This is a genomic window from Rhodobacter maris (genome assembly GCF_900217815.1).
Lineage (GTDB): Bacteria > Pseudomonadota > Alphaproteobacteria > Rhodobacterales > Rhodobacteraceae > Rhodobacter > Rhodobacter maris.
In genome coordinates, this window is sequence record NZ_OBMT01000004.1 from 74,290 (window position 1) to 93,907 (window position 19,618).

The following is a 19,618-nucleotide window of genomic DNA, read 5'->3' on the forward strand; positions in this document are numbered from 1 at the left end:
TGAGACCGGCTTTCAGTCATGCGGTGATCGAATAGCCGCCGTCGATTTCGTGGATGCCACCGGTCATGTTGCGCGCCTCGGGCGCGGCAAGGAAAGCCGCCATCGCGCCGATATCCTCGATCGTGGCAAGATGATGGGTGGGCGCGCGCGCGGCCGCCTCGGCCATCATCTCGTCGAAATGGTCGATCCCGCTCGCGGCACGGGTGGCAAGCGGCCCGGGCGAGAGCGCATGCACGCGGATGCCCTTTTCGCCAAGTTCGGCGGCGGCATAGCGCACCGTGCTCTCAAGCGCGGCTTTCACCGGCCCCATCAGATTGTAATGGCGCACCACGCGCGACGACCCGAAGAACGAGACCGAAAGGCAGGTGCCCCCCTCCGTCATCAACGGCTCGGCAAGGCGGATCATGCGCAGGAAGGAATGGACTGACGTGTCCATCGCACGGGCGAAACCTTCGGCCGAGCAATCAACGACGCGGCCGTGCAGGTCGTCTTTCGGCGCATAGGCGATCGAATGCACCAGCGTGTCAAGACGGCCCCAGCGGCCCTCGATCCCGGCGAACACCGCCTCAAGCTGGCCCGGCTGCGAGACATCGAGCGGAGCCATGATCTCGGCCCCGATCGCTTCGGCCAGCGGGCGCACATGCGGTTCGGCCTTCTCGTTGAGCCAGGTCACCGCGATCTCGGCGCCCTGGGCCTTCAGTGCCCGGGCGATGCCCCAGGCGATCGACTGCGCATTGGCGATGCCCACCACCAACGCTTTCTGCCCTTCCAGTGAAAACATCCTCGAACCTTCTCTTTGCCTGGCACGCGGGGCGCCCGGACCGGCCTGCGCCCGCAACCTGCCCCCGCCGTATGAAGGGAACATATCGCGGCGATGACAGAAATGATTCTGCGCCGCGGCAATGCGCGCGCAGCACAACTCTGCGCGATCTGCCGACGCAGCCGACTATCGACACCGCGCGCCCGAAAACTTAAGAACGACGCAACGACCCCAGCACAGGGAACGGGAAATGGCGCCGAAATTCGGAACGAGCGGCCTGCGCGGCCTCGTGGTGGAGCTCACCCCGGAGCTGGTCGCGGCGCATGTGGCGGCCTTTGTCGCCGCCTGTCCGACCGGCACCGGCCTCTTTGTCGGGCGCGATCTGCGCCCCTCCTCGCCCCGCATCGCCGCCGATGTCATGGCTGCGGGCCGCGCCTGCGGACTGGCCGTGACCGATTGCGGCGCGCTGCCGACCCCGGCGCTGGCGCTCGCCGCGATGCGGGCGGGTGCGGGCGCGGTGATGGTGACAGGCAGCCATATTCCGGCAGACCGCAACGGGCTCAAATTCTACCTGCCGACCGGCGAGATTTCCAAGGCGGACGAGGCGGCGATTTTGGCGGCTCTGTCCACCTCGGGCGCGTCCAGCGGCGCGGAGGGCCCGCTTGCCACAGCCCCCGATGCCGGGGCGGAATATGTGGCGCGCTATGGTGCGGCCTTTGGCGCCGATGCGCTCGCGGGGCTGCGGCTCGGGCTTTATGAGCATTCCTCGGTGGCGCGCGACCTCTTGGCGGAGCTGCTGACCGCCCTTGGCGCCGAGGTGGTGCGGCTTGCCCGCTCCGAGACCTTCATTCCCGTCGATACCGAGGCGGTCGCGCCCGAAACCCGCGCCGATCTCAAGGACTGGTGCGCGACGCAGGGGCTCGATGCCGTGCTCTCGACCGATGGCGATGCCGACCGGCCGCTCTTGACCGATGCGACGGGTCTGGTTGTGCCGGGGGATGTGCTCGGCGTGCTCAGCGCGCGCGCTTGGGGCCGAGGTGATCTGCACCCCGGTTTCCTCCAACTCGATGGTCGCCGAGATCCCAGCCTTCCGGGCGCTGCATCTGACAAAGATCGGCTCGCCCTTCGTGATCGCGGCGATGGAGGCCGCACTTGCCGCCGATCCTTCCGCGAAAGTGGTGGGGTTCGAGGCGAATGGCGGCTTTCTGCTCGGCTTCGAGGCCAAGGCGCCCGCGGGCCCCTTGCCCGCGCTGATGACGCGCGACGCGGTGCTGCCGATCGTGGCGCCGCTCGTTGCGGCGCGCGCCGCGGGGCAGAGCCTCGCGCAGGCGGTGGCGGCGCTTCCGGCCCGCTTCACCGCTGCCGACCGGCTTACCGAGATGCCGACCGAGGCGAGCGCCGCTTTTCTTGCGTCCTTGCGCGAGAATGCACAGGCGCGGGCCGAATTCCTTGCACCGCTGGGGGAGGAATGCGCGCTCGACAACACCGACGGGCTGCGCATCACGCTTGGGCGAACGCGCGTCTTGCATTTGCGCCCATCGGGCAATGCCCCCGAGTTCCGGGTTTATGTCGAGGCGGAAACCCCTGCGGCGGCACAGGAATTGCTCGGCCGGGCGCTGACGATGGTGGCTCAGGCGCTCGCGCCATGCTAGGGCTTGCCGCCTTGCAGCGGCTGGCATTTTTTGAACATAGATTCGCATGGAGGTGCGCTTGATTTACCCCACAATCCTCTGCGGTGGCTCCGGCACCCGCCTGTGGCCGCTCTCCCGCAAGAGCTATCCCAAGCAATTCGTGCCGCTGCTGGGGGAGGAGACCCTGTTTCAGGCCTCTGCCAGGCGCCTCACCGGGGCGGGCTATGCCGCGCCCGTGGTGCTGACCAATTCAGACTTCCGCTTCATCGTCACCGAGCAACTCGCGGCGGTCGGCATCGACCCGGGCGCGATCCTGATCGAACCCGAGGGGCGCAACACCGCGCCCGCGGTGCTGGCCGCCGCACTGCATCTGCATGCCATCGATGCAGAGGCCGTGCTGCTCGTCGCCCCCTCCGATCATGCGATCCCCGATGCCGCGGCATTTCAGGCCGCCGTCCAGCGCGGGCTGGCCGCGGTGGATCAGGGGCAGATCGTCACCTTCGGCATTACCCCCACCCGACCCGAAACCGGCTACGGCTATCTGGAGCTGGCGCATGCCCCCGAGGCGAGCGAAGCGCCGGTGGCACTCACGCGCTTTGTCGAAAAGCCCGATCTGGCGCGCGCCGAAGAGATGGTCGCCGCCGGAAGCTTTCTCTGGAACGCGGGTATTTTCCTGTTCCGCGCCGCCGACATGATCGCCGCGTTCGAGGCCCATGCGCCCGAGGTGCTGGCCCCGGTGCGCGCAGCCCTCGCGGGCGCGCAGACGGATCTGGGCTTTTTGCGCCTCGCCCCCGAGCCCTGGGGCCTCGCCCCCGAGATCTCGCTCGATTACGCGGTGATGGAGCGCGCCGCAAACCTCTCCGCCGTGCCCTTTTCAGGCGCCTGGTCCGACCTCGGCGGCTGGGATGCGGTGCGCGCCGCCGGCCCCGAGGATGCGACGGGAACGGTCACTTCCGGCGCGGCAACGGCGATCGACTGCACCGCCAGCCTGCTGCGCTCCGAGAGCGAGGGGCTCGAACTCGTCGGCATCGGGCTCGACAACATCATCGCCGTGGCCACGAATGACGCGGTGCTGGTGGCCGACATGTCGCGCGCGCAGGATGTGAAAAAGGCCGTGGAGGCGCTCAAGGCCCGCAAGGCGCCGCAGGCCGTGCAATTTCCGAAAGACCACCGCCCCTGGGGCTGGTTCGAGACGCTGGCGCTCGCCGACCGTTTCCAGGTCAAACGCATCGTCGTGCATCCGGGCGCCGCGCTCAGCCTGCAAAGCCACCACCATCGCTCCGAACACTGGATCGTTGTGCAGGGCACGGCCAAGGTCACGGTCGATGAGACGGTGCAACTGGTGACGGAAAACCAATCCGTCTATGTACCGCTCGGGGCCATCCACCGGATGGAAAACCCCGGCAAGGTGCCGATGGTGCTGATCGAGGTGCAGACCGGCTCCTATCTGGGCGAGGATGACATCATCCGTTACGACGATGTCTATGCCCGCGGTCAGGGAGCAAAAGGATGAAGATTGCCGTTTTCGGGCTCGGCTATGTCGGGCTTTCCATGGCCGTTCTGCTGGCCCGCCACAATCAGGTGATGGCGGTCGATATTTCGGCGGCGCGCGTTGCGGCGGTCAATGCCGCGCAAAGCCCGATCCAGGATACCGAGATCGAGGCGGCACTTGCCGCGGGCGGTCTTGACCTGAGTGCCACGACGGAGGCGCAGGCGGCGATTTCGGGGGCGGAGTTCGTGATCGTCGCCACGCCGACGAACTATGACACCGCCACCAACACCTTCGACACATCGAGCGTCGAGGCGGTGGTGCGGCAGGTGATCGCCCTCAACGCCACCGCGACGGTGGTGATCAAATCGACGATCCCGGTGGGCTATGTCGAGAGCCTGCGGGCCGATCTCGGCACCGGGCAGGTGATCTTCAGCCCCGAATTCCTGCGCGAGGGGCGCGCGCTTTACGACAACCTCCACCCCTCGCGGATCGTCGTCGGCGAGCGCTCCGAGCGCGCGCGCCGTTTTGCCGACCTCTTGCTTCAAGGCGCGCTCGAGAAAGAGGTTCCGGTCCTTTTCACCGATCCTTCCGAAGCCGAGGCAATCAAGCTGTTCGCCAATACCTATTTGGCGATGCGGGTTGCCTTTTTCAACGAACTCGACAGCTACGCGCTGGCCCGCGGCATGGACAGCCGCCAGATCATCGAGGGCGTTGGGCTCGACCCGCGGATCGGCGCGCATTACAACAACCCCTCTTTCGGCTATGGCGGCTATTGCCTGCCCAAGGACACCAAGCAGCTTCTGGCAAACTACGATCAGGTGCCGCAGAACCTGATCGCCGCGATTGTCGATGCGAACCGTACGCGCAAGGATTTTCTCTCCGACCAGATCATCATGCGCCGCCCGAAAATCGTGGGCGTCTACCGGCTGGTGATGAAGGCGGGTTCGGACAACTTCCGCCAAAGCTCGATTCAAGGCATCATGAAGCGGGTGAAGGCCAAGGGGATCGAGGTGATCGTCTATGAGCCGGCGCTCGCGGAAGAACGATTCTTCGGTTCGCGCGTGGTACGCGATCTTGCGGCCTTCAAGGCCGAAGCGGATGTGATCGTGGCAAACCGCCATGCCGCCGAACTCGCCGATGTCGCCGAAAAAGTCTTCACCCGCGATCTTTTCGGGGCAGACTGAAAAGCATAGGCCCTGAGAAGAAGGACGCGGCGGGACGACAAAGCGTGCAAATCCCCCGCATGCCGAGAGGTGCCTTCTGGGCAAACCTCGCCTTGGCCGCGTTTGCGGCAGGTCTCCACCGGCGGTGCCGGGGCACAAGTCCCGCGCCGTCGGCGGATCGCAGAACATCGTCGGAAAGACCCGTCCGCCCCAGTTATCCACGACAATCTGCTTTACAGCCACGCCCGTTGGCCCCACGATATATGGTAGAACGGCAAGCTCAAACTGCCGCTCATAGTGAGGAAACCAAGCTCTTGGGGATAACTTCCTGAGGTGCGCAGGCAGGTGGGAATGACATGGCACTGAGCGAAGACTATCTCGACGGCTCCGATACCCATCCGATCGATGTGGTGGAGACCCTCGCCGAGGCGCATGACTGGGAGTTCGACCGTATCGCGCATGACCAGATCGCGATGTCTGTCGAGGGCCAGTGGCGTTCCTATGCGCTCACCCTCGACTGGTCCGAACAGGACGAGACGCTGCGGCTGATCTCCACCTTCGAGCTTGATCCGCCCGCAGCGCGGTTGGGCGCGCTTTACGAGCTTTTGAACCGCATCAACGACCAATGCTGGACCGGCGCTTTCACCTGGTGGCCGGAACAAAAGCTCATGGTCTGGCGCTACGGGCTCGTGCTTTCGGGCTGCCAGATCGCCGGGCCCGAGCAGGTCGACCGGATGATCCGGGCCGCGCTGATGGTTTCGGAGCGGTTCTACCCCGCGATGCAGCTTGCCACCTGGGGCGAGGAGAGCCCGGAACAGGCGATGAAAGTCGCCATTGCCGAGGCCTACGGGCGCGCCTAATCTCCCCGCGAAGGAGATTGCAATGGATTTTGGCGATATCGAGAGCCGCGGGCTCGTGCTTCTGGGATGCGGCAAGATGGGCTCTGCGCTGCTTGCGGGCTGGCTGGGCGAGGGGCTCGCGCCTGCCGCCGTGCATGTGGTGGACCCTCATCCTTCGGACTGGCTGAAGGGCACGGGCGTTGCGCTCAATACCCCTCTTCCCGCGGCCCCCGCGGTGGTGTTGATTGCCGTGAAACCGCAAATGATGGCGGAAGCCCTGCCGATCTTGCAGATGATGGGGGGCGGGGCCACGCTCTTTGTCACCGTCGCCGCGGGCACGACGCTCGCGACCTATGAGAAGATCCTTGGGCCGACCACGCCTATCGTGCGCGCGATGCCCAACACCCCCGCGGCGATCGGGCGCGGCATCACCGCAATTTGCGGCAACGCCGTCGCCACCGCAGCGCATCTTGCGGAAGCCGAGGCGCTGCTCTCTGCCGTGGGTCAGGTGGTGCGGCTTGAGGGCGAGCATCAGATGGATGCCGTCACCGCGCTCTCGGGTTCGGGGCCGGGCTATGTCTTCCACATGATCGAGGCGATGGCGGCAGCGGGCGAAGCGGTCGGCCTCGCCCCCGATCTGGCGATGACGCTGGCCAAGGCCACGGTCGCCGGCGCGGGCGCGCTGGCCGAAGTGGCCGAGGAGAGCCCGGCGCAACTGCGCCTTGCCGTCACCTCGCCGGGCGGCACGACCGCCGCGGGGCTTGCCGTGCTGATGGCTGAGCCGGGCGGGCTCACCGATCTGATCACCCGGACCGTCGCCGCCGCCGAGGCCCGCGGCAAGGAACTTGGCAAATGAGCGATCCGATCAGCTATGACGATTTTGCCAAGGTCGATATCCGTGTTGGCCGGATCGTCGAGGTGCTCCCCTTCCCCGAGGCGCGCAAACCCGCCTACAAGCTCAAGGTCGATTTTGGCCCGGAAATCGGCGTGAAAAGATCCTCTGCCCAGATCACCGTGCATTATACGCCCGAGGATCTGCTGGGCCGTCAGGTGCTTGGCGTCGTCAACTTTCCGCCGCGCCAGATCGGCCCCTTCATGTCCGAGGCGCTGGTCCTTGGCCTGCCCGATGCCGCGGGCGCCGTGGTGTTGATCGGCCCCGGGCAAGAGGTGCCGCTCGGCGGGCGGATGTTCTGATGCGGCTTCTCGTCACCCGTGCCCAGACGCCCCGCGTCACCGAAATCCTGCGCAGGGAATTCGACGCCGAGTTCCGCACCATCGATGCGCCAATGCAGTTGGGCGAGGCACAAGCCGCACTCGCTGATTATGATGCGCTCCTGCCCACGCTTGGCGACCGTTTCCCCACAGAGGCCTTTGCGGGCCGCCCCCGCGCCAAGCTTTTGGCAAATTTCGGCGTCGGCGTGAACCATATCGATCTTGCCGCCGCCCGCGCGGCGGGGGTGGCCGTCACCAACACCCCCGGCGCCGTCACTGATGCCACCGCCGATATTGCGATGATGCTGGTCTTGATGTCGGCGCGCCGGGCCTCGGAGGGCGAGCGGATGCTGCGCGCAGGCCAATGGACCGGCTGGGCGCCCACACAAATGCTTGGCGCGCATGTCAGCGGCAAGCGCCTTGGAGTGCTCGGCATGGGGCGGATTGGCCAAGCCATTGCAAAACGCGCCCATTTCGGCTTCGGGATGGAGGTCTTCTACACCTCCCGCAGCCCGAAGGATCTGCCCTTTCCGGCGTGCCCCCTGTCCTTGGCCGCGCTCCTCGAAACGGTCGATTTCCTTGTGCTCGCCGTGCCCGCCACGGCGGAAACGCGCGGCATCATCGGTGCGGGGGAACTGGCGCAGATGCGCCCCCATGCGCATCTGATCAACATCGCGCGCGGCGATGTGGTCGACGAGGCGGCGCTGATCGCAGCCCTTGAAGCGCGCACCATCGGTGGCGCCGGGCTCGATGTCTATGCCAACGAGCCCGAGGTGCCCGCGCCCCTCCGCACCCTCGACAACGTCACGCTGCTTCCCCATCTCGGCACCGCAACCGAGCAGGTGCGCGACGCGATGGGAATGATGGCGGTGGAGAACCTGCGCGCCTTCCGCGACGGCAGGCCGCTTCCGAACGCCCTCTAGGCGCTTGACCTTCCCGCGCCGCCAGCGGAATTTGACCGGCAAACGGGAGGAACCGTCATGCATCAGCCTGCCATCACCGCCACCGGCGTCTTTGTGCCGCCGGACACGATTTCGAACGACGAACTGGTCGTTGCCTTCAACGCTTATGCGGATCGGTTCAATGCCGAACATGCGGCGGAAATCGCAGCGGGCGCGCTGGCCGAAGTGCCCCATTCCTCCTCGGAGTTCATCCACAAGGCCTCCGGGATCGAGAGCCGCTATGTGATGGACCGCACCGGCGTGCTCGACCCGGCCCGGATGTATCCGCATCTGCGCCAGCGCTCGGATGACGAACCCGGGATCATGGCGGAAATGGCCGTGGATGCCTGCGAAAAGGCGCTCACCAAGGCCGGGCGGACCGGCGCCGAGGTCGATCTGGTGATCTGTGCCGCCTCCAACATGGAGCGCGCCTATCCGGCGGTGGCGATCGAGATTCAACAGCTTCTGGGCGCGGGCGGCTTTGCCTTCGACATGAACGTGGCCTGCTCCTCGGCCACTTTCGGGATTCAGGCCGCGGCAGACATGATCCGCGCGGGCTCTGTGCGCCGCGCGCTGGTGGTGAACCCGGAGATCACCTCAGGCCATCTGGAATGGCGCGACCGGGATTGCCATTTCATCTTTGGCGACGTGGCCACCGCCACGCTGATCGAGCGCGTCGACGATGCCCAAAGCGGTTTTGTGATCCGCTCCAGCCGCTGCGGCACCGAGTTTTCCAACCACATCCGCAACAACAACGGCTTTTTGCGCCGCACCCGGCCCGACGGGATGGCAGACCGGCGCGACATGCAGTTCATGCAGGAGGGCCGCAAGGTCTTCAAGGAAGTGCTGCCGCTTGTCTGTGCGCATATCCAGCATCATCTGGACGACACCGGCGTGGCGGCAAACCGGCTCAAGCGGCTCTGGCTGCATCAGGCCAACAAGACGATGAACGATTTCATTGGCCGCAAGGTGCTCGGGCGCGACCCGGAGCCGGGCGAGCAACCCAATATCTTGCAGGAATTCGCCAATACCTCCTCGGCGGGCTCGATCATCGCCTTTGATCGGTTCTCGGAGGATTTTGCGCCCGGCGAGATGGGGCTCATTTGCTCCTTCGGCGCGGGCTATTCGGTCGGCTCGGTGATCGTCGAGAAATATTGAGGGCACTGGCCGAGGGGGCCCGCCCCCCGGCCAGCAAATAGCCTTATTCCGCCGCCCAGGCCTCCAGCGGCGGGCAGGTGCACACAAGGTTGCGGTCGCCATAAGCGTTGTCGACCCGGCCCACCGGCGGCCAGTATTTGTCGACCCGGAAGGCGCCGGGCGGGAAGCAGCCCTGCTCGCGCGAATAGGGGCGATCCCACTCCGCAACAAGGTCTTCGACCGTGTGGGGGGCGTGGCGCAGCGGGCTGTCTTCCGCCGAGATCCGGCCCTCGGCCACGTCGCGCACCTCCGCGCGGATCGCCTCAAGCGCGGCGATGAAACGGTCCAGCTCCGCCTTGGTCTCGCTTTCGGTCGGCTCCACCATCAGCGTTCCCGCCACCGGCCAGCTCATCGTTGGCGCGTGGAAACCATTGTCGATCAGCCGCTTGGCAATATCGTCCACGGTCACGCCCACATCTGCAAAGGGCCGCGTGTCAAGAATGCACTCATGCGCCACCCGGCCCCGGTTCCCCATGAAGAGGATCGGATAGGAGGCACGCAGCCGCGCCGCGATATAGTTGGCGTTCAAGATCGCCACGCGGGTCGCCTGCGCAAGCCCCGCGCCCCCCATCATCAGGCAATAGGCCCAGGAGATCAAGAGCACCGAGGCCGAGCCATAGGGGGCGGCAGAGACCGCACCGGGCTTGCCATCGGTTTCCGAATGCCCCGGCAGGAAGGGGGCCAGATGCGCCTTCACGCCAATCGGCCCCATGCCCGGCCCGCCACCGCCATGAGGAATGGCAAAGGTCTTGTGCAGGTTGAGGTGGCTCACATCCGAGCCGCATTCCCCCGGCCGCACAAGCCCCACAAGCGCGTTCATGTTCGCGCCGTCAAGATAGACCTGCCCGCCATGCTCATGCGTGATCTGGCAGATCGTCTTCACCGTTTCCTCAAACACCCCATGCGTCGAGGGATAGGTGATCATGCAGGCGGCGAGCGTGTCGCCCGCAGCGGCCGCCTTGGCGGCAAAATCTTCGATATCCACGTCGCCGTTGGGGGCGGATTTCACCACCACGACCTTCATCCCCGCCATCGCTGCCGAGGCCGGGTTAGTGCCATGCGCCGACATCGGGATCAGGCAGACATCGCGCTGCGTATCGCCGCGCGAGCGGTGATAGGCGGCAATCGTCATCAGCCCGGCATATTCGCCCTGCGCGCCCGAGTTCGGCTGCATCGAAAAAGCATCGTAACCAGTGATCTCGCACAGCTTCGCCGTCAGATCCTCGATCATCTCGGCATAGCCCCCGGCCTGATCGGCAGGCACGAACGGGTGGAGCGAGTTGAAGCGGTGCCAGGTGAGCGGCGCCATCTCGGCGGCGGCGTTGAGCTTCATCGTGCAGGAGCCAAGCGGGATCATCGCCCGGTCAAGCGCGAGATCGCGGTCCGAGAGGCGGCGCATGTAGCGCATCATCTCGCTCTCGGCGCGGTTCATGTGAAAGACCGGATGGGTCAGATAGTCCGTTTCGCGCAGCATCTCCTCGGGGAAGCCCAGATGCGTGCCCGCGGGCGGCGGATCGGAGATGCCAAAGGCCGCAAGCACCCGCGCGATCACATCGTCATCGGTGAGTTCGTCCACCGAGATGCCAACGCGCCCCTCGCCCACCTTGCGGAAGTTGAGCCCGTTTTGCCGCGCCGCCGCCATGATGCCCATCTGCCCCACGCCCACGCGCACGGTGATCGTGTCAAAATAGGCCTGCGGCGCCACATCGGCGCCCGCAGCGACCAGCGCATCATGCAGCCGCACCGCGTTGAAATGCACCCGCTCGGCAATGGCGCGCAGCCCCATGGGCCCGTGGAACACCGCATAAAAGCTCGCCATCACCGCCAGCAGCGCCTGCGCGGTGCACACGTTCGAGGTGGCCTTCTCGCGGCGGATATGCTGCTCGCGGGTTTGCAGCGCGAGCCGGTAAGCCTTGTTGCCGCGCGCGTCGATCGACACGCCGACGATCCGCCCCGGCATCGTGCGCTTGAGCGCATCGCGGCACGCCATGAAGGCGGCATGCGGGCCACCATAGCCCATCGGCACGCCAAAGCGCTGCGCCGAGCCCACGGCAATATCGGCCCCCATCGCGCCCGGCTCCTTCAGAAGGCAGAGCGCCAGAAGGTCCGTTGCCATCACCGCTATGCCGCCGGCGGCATGCAGCATGGCGATGTAATCGGTGAAATCGCGCACATGGCCATAGGTGCCCGGATATTGGAAGATCGCGCCAAACACCTGATCGGGCAGCATCTCGTCGGGCTGGCCCTTGACGATGGTGATGCCAAACGGCGCGGCGCGGGTCTCCAGCACGTCGACCGTCTGCGGATGCAGGTTGAGATCGACAAAAAACGCCTGCGCCTTCGATTTCGAGGCGCGATGCGCCATCATCATCGCCTCGGCGGCGGCGGTGGATTCGTCAAGCAGGCTCGCATTCGCCACCGGCAGGCCGGTCAGATCCGCCACCATGGTCTGATAGTTCAAGAGCGCCTCGAGCCGCCCTTGCGCGATTTCCGGCTGGTAGGGCGTGTAGGCGGTATACCAGGCCGGGTTTTCAAGGATGTTGCGCTGAATGACCGGCGGCGTCGCGGTGCCGTAATAGCCCTGCCCGATCAGCGAGGTCATCACCTGGTTCTTCTTCTGCACTTCGCGCAGCTTGTCGAGGAGCGCATGTTCCGTCATCGGCGCCCAGGAAAGCGGCGTCGATTGCCGGATCGCCTGCGGCACCGTCTCGTCGATCAGCGCCTCGAGCGAGGGCACCCCCACCACCTTGAGCATCTCCTCCATCTCGGCCGGGCTCGGCCCGATATGGCGGCGGTTGGCAAAATCGTAAGTATCGTAACGGGTGGGGGTGAAGGCCATGATCTTACCCGATAAAAGCTTTGTAGGCGGCTTCGTCCATAAAGCCATTGACGGCACTCGCATCGGCCGGGCGGATCTTGAAGAACCACGCCGACATCGGATCGTCGTTCACCGCGCCGGGGGTATCGGGCAGCGCCTCGTTCACCTCGACGATCTCGCCTGCGAGCGGCGCGAGGATGTCCGAAGCGGCCTTGACCGACTCGATCACGCAGATCTCCTCGCCCGGCGCGACCGTGCGCCCCGCTTCGGGCAACTCGACATAGACCACGTCGCCGAGTTGCTCGGAGGCGTGTTCGGTGATGCCGACAACCAAAAGATCGCCCTCGGGGCGCAGCCATTCATGGTCTTCGGTGAAACGGATCGTCATGGTCGCTCCTCAGCGTTTGTAGCGTGTGGGATGGAAAGGCAGGGCCGTGATGCGCGCGGGCAGGCGTTTGCCGCGGATCTCGCCATAAACAGTGGCGCCCTCGGCGAGGGTCGCGGGCAGGTAGGCCATCGCCATCGGCGCCTCGATCGAGGGGCCAAAGCCGCCCGAGGTGATGGTGCCGATCGGGCTTCCGCCCTCCGCTTCGGCATAAATCTCAACGCCTTCGCGCATCGGCGCGCGGCCTTCGGGGCGCAGCCCCACGCGCTTGCTGGCGGGGCCCTCAGCAAGCTCGCGCAAAATCCGCTCGGCACCGGGGAAGCCCCCCGCCCGCGCGCCGCCCGCACGACGCGCCTTCTGGATCGCCCAGGCGAGCCCCGCCGCGACGGGCGAGGTGGTGGTGTCGATGTCATGGCCATAAAGCGGCAACCCGGCCTCAAGGCGCAGGCTGTCGCGCGCGCCAAGGCCGATGGGTGCAACCTCTTCCATCGCAAGAAGGGCCTCGGCAAAGGCTGCGATCACCGCATCGGGCACGGAAATCTCGAACCCGTCCTCGCCGGTATAGCCCGAGCGGGAGACCCAGATATCTTCCCCCTGCCACAGGAAGGTCGCCACATCCATGAAGCGCATCGCCGCCACGCCGGGAAGAAGCCGTTGGAGCGCGGCCTCCGCCGCCGGGCCTTGCAGCGCCAGAAGGCCGCGACCGGTGACAACGGTGACGCCCGGCACATGCGCGTTCAGATGTGCAATATCGGCCTCGGCACAGGCGGCGTTGACCACGAGAAAGAGATGATCGCCACGGTTCGACACCATCAGGTCATCGAGGATGCCGCCCGCGTCATTGGTGAACATCGCATAGCGCTGCCGGTTGAGCTCGAGCCCGGCAATATCGACCGGCACCAGCGCCTCGAGCGCGGCCACGGCCCCCGCGGGCAGCATCACCTGCCCCATATGCCCGACATCGAAAAGCCCGGCAGCGGCGCGGGTGTGCAGATGCTCCTTCAGCACCCCCATCGGGTAGCTCACAGGCATGCTCCAGCCCGCGAAGGGAACCATCTTGGCTCCAAGTTTCACATGCAGATCGTGAAGCGCCGTGCGCTTCAGCCCCGTATCCCCGGCCATGTCACCCTCCAGCCGGTTCCCCGGCACCGAATCCCTGGGCTTGCGCCCGCTCGATGCCCCCCCTGTCCTTGCCTGTTCAGGCGCCTGAGATCGTTATCCCTTCGGCGGGCCTCTCTAGGAGGCCTCTCTCCAGAGTTCTTGCCGGGTCGGTCCTTTTGCCTGAGAGTTTACCGGGGCGGTTGCTCCTTCGGCCCTGACCTTGCGGCCAGTGTCTCCCGATCCTGACCTCTCCCGCATAGCCGAGGCCGCGACACTCTGGCAAGGGGGAAAAGCAAATCCGACGCTTTGCGGCCAAAACCGACACGGATCAGGTCGCAAATGCAAAAACCGCGCCAATCTCGCAAAACCGACACCGCAAAAGCAAACAGGGCCGGAGCCCGACCCTGTTCATCTTGCTCCAAATATCCCACGGGGGTCCGGGGGTGTGAAACCCCCGGCGCGCGGCCTCAGCCCTTCGCGCGGACCTTTTGCAAAAGCGGCATGAGATCCGCCATTTCAGGCCCATGCGCCTGCCCGGTGAGCGCGAGCCGCAGCGGCATGAAAAGCCCCTTGCCCTTGCGCCCGGTCGCCTCTTTCACCTGCGCCGTCCATTCGCTCCAGGTGGTGGCGGCAAAGGGCGGTTCGGGCAGAAGCGCCATCGCGGCGGCGATAAACTCGGCATCCTCGGGCGCGATCACCGGCTCGGCGCCTTCGAGCACCAGCTCGGCCCAATGCTTGAGGTCCGAAAGCTTGTCGATATTCTTCGAGGCGACGGCCCAGAACTGCTCCGCCATCCCCTCCGCAATGCCAAGGGCGCGGATCTCGTCGGCCACTGCCGCATAGGGCAGATGCTGGTTGCGTGCACGCGTCAGCGGGATCAGGTCCTCGGGGTCGAATTTCGTCGGCGCCGCGCCGAACTGGCTCAGATCAAACCCTTCGGCGATTTCCTCAAGGCTCATCTTCAGCTCGACCGGCTGGCTCGAGCCAAGCCGCGCCATCATCGACAACAGCGCCTCGGGGGCGATGCCACTGGCGCGCAGATCGCGGATGGAGAGCGCGCCGAGCCGCTTGGAAAGCTCCTCGCCCTTCGCCCCGGTCAAAAGCGAATGGTGGGCAAAGGCGGGCGCCTTGCCGCCCAAAGCCTCGATGATCTGGATCTGGGTCGCGGTATTCGTCACATGGTCGGCGCCGCGCACGATATGGGTCACGCCCATCTGCAAATCGTCGACCGAAGAGGCGAAGGTGTAAAGCACCTGCCCGCCCGCCTTGATCAGGACCGGGTCGGAAACCGAGGCCGCGTCGATTGATATGTCTCCGATGATGCCGTCTTTCCACTCGATCCGGGTGAGATCGAGCAGAAAGCGCCAATAGCCCTCGCGGCCCTCGTCGCGGAACTTCGCCTTGTCATCCTCGGTGAGTTTCAGCGCCGCGCGGTCATAGACCGGGGGCTTGTGCATGTTTAGAAGCTTCTTGCGCTTCAGATCAAGCTCGGTCGGGCTCTCGAAACATTCGTAAAGCCGCCCCATGCCGCGCAGGCTCTCGGCCGCGGCCTCATAGCGGTCGAACCGGGCCGACTGGCGCTCCTCCCGATCCCAGGTGAGGCCGAGCCATTCGAGATCCGCTTTCAGCGCATCCACATATTCCTGCTTCGAGCGCTCAAGATCAGTGTCGTCGATGCGCAAGATGAAGGTGCCGCCAGCCTTGCGGGCGACGAGATAGTTCATCAGCGCGGTGCGCAGGTTGCCAACGTGGATATAGCCGGTCGGCGAGGGGGCGAAGCGGGTCACAACGGTCATGGCGGTCTCCTGTTGCAGTTCCTCTTTCACAGGCGGGCCGTTTTGTCCATATCGGGAAGGGCGCGGCGGGGCTGCGCATTGGTAAGGGAGCCGTGAGGTGGAGCAGTGGACAGGCCGCGAGGCGCCAAGCCTCGAAGACATCGAGGCAATGGCCGAGGCGGCGCGCGCTGACCTGCCCGAGGCGTTCCGCCCGGCCGCGGGCGCGGTGGTGCTGCGGGTGGAGGATTTTGCCCCCGATGCGCTCCTCGACGAGATGGGGATCGAGGATCCGTTCGAGCTGACCGGCCTTTACGAGGGCGTGCCGATGACGGAAAAATCCGTCTCCGACCCGAGCGGCCCCGATGTGATCTGGCTCTTCCGCCGCCCGATCCTCGATGAATGGGCGGCGCGCGGCGATGTGAACCTTGATGCGCTCGTCGCCCATGTCTTCGTGCATGAGATGGCGCATCACTTCGGCTGGTCGGATGGCGATATCGCCAGCATCGACCGCTGGTGGGAATAGGGCCGTAGCGGTGCCTTACGCGCGCCCCGCCCGGCTCCGGGGCGCAAGCTCCCGGATCAGGCACAAAGGCTCGGCAGGCGGGCTCTGTTCCAGACGCAGGTAGTTCGCGCCATTCGCGTCGCGGCGAAAGAGGCCAAGTCCGACCAACTCGCGCCGCAAGATCGCATGATCGCCAAAATCGTGCAGCGCTTTTAGCCGGTCACTGATCTCGCGCTCGCTCATGCGCGTGGCGGCGGGCAACCGGGCCCAAAGCCCCCAAAGACACAGGATCTGCTGCGCCCGCCGTGACGGCCAGCGCATGAGCCGCCCCTCAGCGTCAAAATAGCCCGCCACCTTGGCGATGCGGCGCAGATCGACCGGTTCGGGTGGGCTCTGCGGCGCGGATGCAGGCGGTGGTGACGGCGCGCAAGGCGCCCCCGCCCGCAGATGCTGAAAGTTGCGAAACCCCGCCGCGCGCGCAAGCATGTTCATCAGCGTCAAATGCGAAGGCGCCCCGTCGGGCCGGGTGGCCAGTTGCGCGCCAAGCGCGCGGGAAAACTGCGAAAGATCCGCAATGGGAAGCGGGACGGACTGTCTCGGCATGATCGTTCCTCGGGGGCCTGCACGAAATCGCTGGTCGCTGGCTTGCGACAAGGCCCCGGGCAAGCCGGGTCTGTCGAGAAGAGGAGCAGGTTTAGCTTCCCTCGCGGGACAGCGACGCCTCGGTGAACTGCCGACCGTGACGCAGGGCTAGCACAAAACGCCCGCCGTCACAAGACAGCTGCGCCCGGCCCGGCGTGCGGGCCTCAGGGCATCAGGATCTGTCCCCGCGCGAAGCTCGCCTCATCTTCCGTGCCGTCGTCATAAATCAGTCTCACCCGGATCGACTGCACCGAACCTGCTGGCTGCGCGACATAAATCGCATCGGTCTCGATCGCATTCGGCGCGGCGGTGCCCTCGTGGCAGGTTTCGAGGAAAAAGGGCATCTCCGGCGCGGCGCCATTGAGCCCGTAAAACACCTGCGAGAGCCCGCAGCGCCAGCTCAGCACTTGCGTGAAATAAAGGAGATCTTGCCCCTCGTATTCGCGCAAGGCCAGCCATTGCGCCTTGGTGGCCTGCAAGATCGGGCGCACTTCCGCGGCTGTGGTGAATTGTTCCGCTCCGGCCGCCCCCGCAAGCAAAGCGAGCCCGACCGTTGCCATTCCAAGCGTATATCGCATCATTCCCCCCTTGCGGGACTTCCGCCCCGCGCCGAAACTGCATATCTCCGAGCAAAGAGCATAAGGCGCAGCCCGATCATCATGACAACGAAATCAGGCACCGGTCCATTCCCGAATGTCTTCTTTGTCGTGCAGGCGGGACGGCTCGAATTCGAGGCGGTGATCTTTGTCGCAACTTTTCGCGCCGCGAACCCCGATTTCGCCGGTCGGCTCCTCGCGATGGAGCCCAAAGGCGCGCGCTGGTCCACCCCGGTGGCGATCTCGGACCCGGTGCGCAAGTTCCTGAAAGACAATGGCGTCGAGATCCTGCCCTTCGAGAACCGCCATTTCGGCGAGAGCTACCCGCATGGCAACAAGATCGAGGCGATGGCAGCGCTGCCCCCCGGCCCCTTCGTGTTCTTCGATACCGATACGGTGTTTTGCGGCCCGCTCTCCTCGGTGGGCTTCGATTTCGCCCGCCCCTCCGCCTCGATGCGCCGCGAGGGCACCTGGCCCGAACCGCCGCTTTACAAGGTCGGCTATACCGAGATCTGGAAGAGCCTTTACGACAAGTTCGGCCTCGATTTCGAAAGCTCGCTCGACCGCTCGCAGCCCGATGAATACTGGCGCCGCTACCTTTACTTCAACGCGGGCTGGTTCTTTGGCGCAGATGGGCCGTGCTTTGGCGAGCGGTTCCTGCATTATGCCCATGCGATCCGCTGGGACACGCCCGATGAACTCGCCTGCCAGTCGCTCGATCCCTGGCTCGATCAGGTGGCGCTGCCGCTGGTGATCCATTCCTTCGGCGGCGGGCGTCCGGGGCCGGAGCTGGCCGGGCTCGACGGCGATGTGAGTTGCCATTACCGCGCCCTGCCGCTGCTTTACGCGCGCGAAAGTGATGCGGTGGTGGCTGCGCTCGAGGCGGCGGTGAGCCCGCAACCGATCAAAAAGGTGCTGCGCCTCCACGAGCCTGCGAAAAAGCTGATCTATCAAGGCAAGGGGCAAAAATTGCGTGCAAAATTTGACCGCAATGCGCTCCCTCGGCGTGAGCAGGTGCTGCGCAATGCGATCCGCCGGGAGGGGCTCTGGCTGCGCTGAGCCGCCCCGTTCCGGTTCGGATTTCCCGAAGTGAATATGTTTGCGGCACCATTTTGGCCCCGCTAAGGTCGCGCCGATCAATCAGGGAGACCCCGATGAGCGACTATTCCTTCGACACGCTGCAAATCCACGCCGGGGCCGAACCCGACCCCGCCACCGGTGCACGTCAGGTGCCGATCTACCAGACCACGGCCTATGTGTTCAAAGACGCGGCCCATGCGGCGCGCCTCTTCGGCCTGCAGGAAGTGGGCTATATCTATTCGCGGCTGACGAACCCGACCGTCTCGGCGCTCGCCGCCCGCATCGCCGCCCTTGAGGGCGGCGCGGGGGCGGTGTGCTGCTCCTCGGGCCATGCGGCGCAGATCATGGCGCTTTTCCCGCTGATGGGCCCGGGGCTGAACATCGTCGCCTCGACCCGGCTTTACGGCGGTACGATCACCCAGTTCAGCCAGACCATCAAGCGCTTCGGCTGGTCGTGCACTTTCGTCGACTTTGACGATCCCGCAGCCATCGAGGCGGCGGTGAATGAGGACACCCGCGCGATCTTCTGCGAATCGATCTCCAACCCGGCGGGCTATCTGACCGACCTGCCTGCGGTCGCCGCGGTCGCGAACAAGGTCGGCCTGCCGCTCATTGTCGACAACACCCTCGCCTCGCCTTACCTGTGCCGCCCGATCGAGCATGGCGCAACGCTCGTGGTGCATTCGGCGACCAAATATCTCACCGGCAATGGCACGGTGACGGGCGGCGCGGTGATCGATTCGGGCAAGTTCGACTGGTCTGCCTCCGGCAAGTTCCCGAGCCTTTCGGAGCCCGAGCCCGCCTACCACGGCCTTGCGTTCCACAAGGCGCTGGGGCCGATGGCCTTCACCTTCCATTCGATCGCCGTGGGCCTGCGCGATCTTGGCATGACGATGAACCCGCAAGGCGCGCATTACACGCTGATGGGGATCGAGACGCTGAGCCTGCGGATGGAAAAACACGTCGCCAATGCCAAGGCCGTGGCGGAGTGGCTCGAAGCCGATCCGCGGATCGACTTTGTCACCTATGGCGGGCTCGCCTCCTCGCCCTGGGCGAAGCGCGCGGCGCGCCTCTACCCGAAGGGCAGCGGCGCGCTCTTCACCGTCGCGGTCAAGGGCGGCTATGATGCCTGCGTGAAGCTTGTCAACAATCTCAAGCTCTTCTCCCATGTGGCGAACCTTGGCGATGCGCGTTCGCTGATCATCCATTCGGCCTCGACCACGCATAGCCAGCTCACCGAAGAGCAGCAGATCAAGGCGGGTGCCGGCCCCAATGTGGTGCGCCTTTCGATCGGCATCGAGAATGCAGCCGACCTGATCGCCGATCTCGATCAGGCGCTGACGGCCGCCACCGCCTGAGGCGGCACCCTGTCTTGCCGCCCCCCGGGACCGGTTCACGTCTCGGTGGGCGGCTTTTCATGCGCGGTTTTCTGCTTTACTTAGGGAGCCCGACCCGCCGCCGATTTCGCTCTCCGCCCGTGATGT

At 65.6% G+C, this 19,618-nt stretch carries 17 protein-coding genes, 1 pseudogene and 1 riboswitch; of the genes and pseudogenes, 11 read left to right on the top strand and 7 right to left on the bottom strand.

The features are described 5' to 3' along the window. Window positions 1–16 precede the first annotated feature (16 nt). Window positions 17–781 carry an enoyl-ACP reductase FabI gene (gene fabI / locus CRO22_RS08135; RefSeq protein ID WP_097069649.1) on the bottom strand — a complete coding sequence of 255 codons (765 nt, stop codon included), beginning with the start codon at window positions 779–781 and terminating at the stop codon, window positions 17–19. Between the two features lie 229 nt (window positions 782–1,010). Here fabI and CRO22_RS08140 point away from each other — a divergent pair. The 8 genes and pseudogenes from CRO22_RS08140 (at window position 1,011) to CRO22_RS08175 (ending at window position 9,196) form a co-directional block, all read left to right on the top strand. Further along, a pseudogene (locus CRO22_RS08140) lies at window positions 1,011–2,412 on the top strand (phosphomannomutase). A gap of 46 nt (window positions 2,413–2,458) precedes the next feature. Beyond that, window positions 2,459–3,904 (top strand): mannose-1-phosphate guanylyltransferase/mannose-6-phosphate isomerase, encoded by a 1,446-nt coding sequence (locus CRO22_RS08145; RefSeq protein ID WP_097069650.1) that lies wholly within the window; start codon window positions 2,459–2,461, stop codon window positions 3,902–3,904. Then, the gene (locus CRO22_RS08150; RefSeq protein ID WP_097069651.1) at window positions 3,901–5,067 is read left to right on the top strand and encodes a nucleotide sugar dehydrogenase; all 1,167 of its coding nucleotides are present in this window, start codon (window positions 3,901–3,903) and stop codon (window positions 5,065–5,067) included. The genes CRO22_RS08145 and CRO22_RS08150 overlap by 4 nt, the downstream gene beginning before the upstream one ends. Before the next feature lie 335 nt (window positions 5,068–5,402). After that, the gene (locus tag CRO22_RS08155; RefSeq protein ID WP_097069652.1) at window positions 5,403–5,906 is read left to right on the top strand and encodes a type III secretion system chaperone family protein; all 504 of its coding nucleotides are present in this window, start codon (window positions 5,403–5,405) and stop codon (window positions 5,904–5,906) included. A gap of 22 nt (window positions 5,907–5,928) precedes the next feature. After that, on the top strand, window positions 5,929–6,741 hold the full coding sequence (gene proC, locus CRO22_RS08160) for a pyrroline-5-carboxylate reductase (protein WP_097069653.1): 813 nt from the start codon (window positions 5,929–5,931) through the stop codon (window positions 6,739–6,741). Beyond that, complete coding sequence (locus tag CRO22_RS08165) at window positions 6,738–7,079, top strand: tRNA-binding protein (RefSeq protein ID WP_097069654.1); 342 nt, start codon at window positions 6,738–6,740, stop codon at window positions 7,077–7,079. Before proC ends, CRO22_RS08165 begins: the two co-directional genes overlap by 4 nt. Further along, the gene (locus CRO22_RS08170; protein WP_097069655.1) at window positions 7,079–8,020 is read left to right on the top strand and encodes a 2-hydroxyacid dehydrogenase; all 942 of its coding nucleotides are present in this window, start codon (window positions 7,079–7,081) and stop codon (window positions 8,018–8,020) included. Before CRO22_RS08165 ends, CRO22_RS08170 begins: the two co-directional genes overlap by 1 nt. 57 nt (window positions 8,021–8,077) lie before the next feature. Continuing rightward, complete coding sequence (locus CRO22_RS08175; protein ID WP_097069656.1) at window positions 8,078–9,196, top strand: beta-ketoacyl-ACP synthase III; 1,119 nt, start codon at window positions 8,078–8,080, stop codon at window positions 9,194–9,196. 43 nt (window positions 9,197–9,239) lie between these two features. Here the strand turns inward: CRO22_RS08175 and gcvP are convergent, their stop codons facing one another. The 4 genes from gcvP to gltX form a co-directional block, all read right to left on the bottom strand. Further along, a complete protein-coding gene (gene gcvP, locus CRO22_RS08180) occupies window positions 9,240–12,074 on the bottom strand; it encodes an aminomethyl-transferring glycine dehydrogenase (protein WP_097069657.1) in 2,835 nt (944 codons plus the stop codon). A gap of 4 nt (window positions 12,075–12,078) precedes the next feature. After that, the gene (gene gcvH, locus CRO22_RS08185) at window positions 12,079–12,435 is read right to left on the bottom strand and encodes a glycine cleavage system protein GcvH (RefSeq protein WP_097069770.1); all 357 of its coding nucleotides are present in this window, start codon (window positions 12,433–12,435) and stop codon (window positions 12,079–12,081) included. Between the two features lie 15 nt (window positions 12,436–12,450). After that, window positions 12,451–13,560, bottom strand: a complete 1,110-nt coding sequence (gcvT, locus tag CRO22_RS08190) for a glycine cleavage system aminomethyltransferase GcvT (RefSeq protein WP_097069658.1) — start codon at window positions 13,558–13,560, stop codon at window positions 12,451–12,453. Between the two features lie 137 nt (window positions 13,561–13,697). Then, window positions 13,698–13,788, bottom strand: a riboswitch (glycine riboswitch). 218 nt (window positions 13,789–14,006) lie between these two features. Continuing rightward, the gene (gene gltX / locus CRO22_RS08195; RefSeq protein WP_097069659.1) at window positions 14,007–15,335 is read right to left on the bottom strand and encodes a glutamate--tRNA ligase; all 1,329 of its coding nucleotides are present in this window, start codon (window positions 15,333–15,335) and stop codon (window positions 14,007–14,009) included. A gap of 148 nt (window positions 15,336–15,483) precedes the next feature. Between gltX and CRO22_RS08200 the strand changes: the two genes are divergently transcribed. After that, window positions 15,484–15,837: a metallopeptidase family protein gene (locus CRO22_RS08200; protein ID WP_097069660.1), complete on the top strand. Its 354-nt coding sequence runs from the start codon at window positions 15,484–15,486 to the stop codon at window positions 15,835–15,837. Between the two features lie 15 nt (window positions 15,838–15,852). Here the strand turns inward: CRO22_RS08200 and CRO22_RS08205 are convergent, their stop codons facing one another. Both CRO22_RS08205 and CRO22_RS08210 read right to left on the bottom strand, forming a co-directional pair. Next, window positions 15,853–16,419, bottom strand: coding sequence for a DUF2087 domain-containing protein (locus tag CRO22_RS08205; protein WP_097069661.1), 567 nt, complete (start codon window positions 16,417–16,419; stop codon window positions 15,853–15,855). A gap of 203 nt (window positions 16,420–16,622) precedes the next feature. Continuing rightward, entirely contained in the window at window positions 16,623–17,036 is a 414-nt protein-coding gene (locus tag CRO22_RS08210) for a hypothetical protein (protein WP_245860920.1), read from the bottom strand. Window positions 17,037–17,117: 81 nt separating this feature from the next. Here CRO22_RS08210 and CRO22_RS08215 point away from each other — a divergent pair, with 81 nt between their 5' ends. Both CRO22_RS08215 and CRO22_RS08220 read left to right on the top strand, forming a co-directional pair. Further along, on the top strand, window positions 17,118–18,113 hold the full coding sequence (locus CRO22_RS08215) for a hypothetical protein (RefSeq protein ID WP_097069662.1): 996 nt from the start codon (window positions 17,118–17,120) through the stop codon (window positions 18,111–18,113). Window positions 18,114–18,208: 95 nt separating this feature from the next. Next, window positions 18,209–19,492: an O-acetylhomoserine aminocarboxypropyltransferase/cysteine synthase family protein gene (locus CRO22_RS08220; protein WP_097069663.1), complete on the top strand. Its 1,284-nt coding sequence runs from the start codon at window positions 18,209–18,211 to the stop codon at window positions 19,490–19,492. Window positions 19,493–19,618 lie beyond the last annotated feature (126 nt).

Bases quoted from the DNA above. Each gene is read 5' to 3' on its own strand.
- fabI (WP_097069649.1), bottom strand. From the start codon at position 781: ATGTTTTCACTGGAAGGGCAGAAAGCGTTGGTGGTGGGCATCGCCAAT.
- proC (WP_097069653.1), top strand. From the start codon at position 5,929: ATGGATTTTGGCGATATCGAGAGCCGCGGGCTCGTGCTTCTGGGATGC.
- CRO22_RS08205 (WP_097069661.1), bottom strand. From the start codon at position 16,419: ATGCCGAGACAGTCCGTCCCGCTTCCCATTGCGGATCTTTCGCAGTTT.
- CRO22_RS08220 (WP_097069663.1), top strand. From the start codon at position 18,209: ATGAGCGACTATTCCTTCGACACGCTGCAAATCCACGCCGGGGCCGAA.
- gcvT (WP_097069658.1), bottom strand. From the start codon at position 13,560: ATGGCCGGGGATACGGGGCTGAAGCGCACGGCGCTTCACGATCTGCAT.
- CRO22_RS08165 (WP_097069654.1), top strand. From the start codon at position 6,738: ATGAGCGATCCGATCAGCTATGACGATTTTGCCAAGGTCGATATCCGT.
- CRO22_RS08170 (WP_097069655.1), top strand. From the start codon at position 7,079: ATGCGGCTTCTCGTCACCCGTGCCCAGACGCCCCGCGTCACCGAAATC.
- CRO22_RS08200 (WP_097069660.1), top strand. From the start codon at position 15,484: ATGGCCGAGGCGGCGCGCGCTGACCTGCCCGAGGCGTTCCGCCCGGCC.
- CRO22_RS08175 (WP_097069656.1), top strand. From the start codon at position 8,078: ATGCATCAGCCTGCCATCACCGCCACCGGCGTCTTTGTGCCGCCGGAC.
- CRO22_RS08150 (WP_097069651.1), top strand. From the start codon at position 3,901: ATGAAGATTGCCGTTTTCGGGCTCGGCTATGTCGGGCTTTCCATGGCC.
- CRO22_RS08215 (WP_097069662.1), top strand. From the start codon at position 17,118: ATGACAACGAAATCAGGCACCGGTCCATTCCCGAATGTCTTCTTTGTC.
- CRO22_RS08155 (WP_097069652.1), top strand. From the start codon at position 5,403: ATGGCACTGAGCGAAGACTATCTCGACGGCTCCGATACCCATCCGATC.
- CRO22_RS08145 (WP_097069650.1), top strand. From the start codon at position 2,459: ATGGAGGTGCGCTTGATTTACCCCACAATCCTCTGCGGTGGCTCCGGC.
- gcvP (WP_097069657.1), bottom strand. From the start codon at position 12,074: ATGGCCTTCACCCCCACCCGTTACGATACTTACGATTTTGCCAACCGC.
- gltX (WP_097069659.1), bottom strand. From the start codon at position 15,335: ATGACCGTTGTGACCCGCTTCGCCCCCTCGCCGACCGGCTATATCCAC.
- CRO22_RS08210 (WP_245860920.1), bottom strand. From the start codon at position 17,036: ATGCGATATACGCTTGGAATGGCAACGGTCGGGCTCGCTTTGCTTGCG.